The following is a 230-nucleotide window of genomic DNA, read 5'->3' as shown; positions in this document are numbered from 1 at the left end:
TGAGAAGATGCTCCTGTTTTTGGTAGTGTGCTACCGTTTCCGGATTTTTTATGTTTAACCGGTTCGTTATCAACAACAACTTTTACATTGTCATCTTTTGTTTCTTGTTGTACTTGTTTTTGTTCTTCTGGTTGTTCAGTAACTTCTTTTTCTACTACAACATTTTCTGAGTCTACATTTGGTTTCTTATCGATTTCAATAACAGATTCCGTTGACCAGTCATAAATCGA

1 pseudogene is annotated in these 230 nt (G+C 34.3%); it reads right to left on the bottom strand.

The features are described from left to right. Positions 1 to 230: pseudogene (locus MR083_RS27375) on the bottom strand (DUF4430 domain-containing protein); the annotation flags it as partial.

The organism is Bacillus cereus group sp. BfR-BA-01408 (assembly GCF_022663305.1).
GTDB classification, from domain to species: Bacteria; Bacillota; Bacilli; order Bacillales; family Bacillaceae_G; genus Bacillus_A; species Bacillus_A pacificus.
This window is presented reverse-complemented; position numbering and strand designations above follow the sequence as displayed.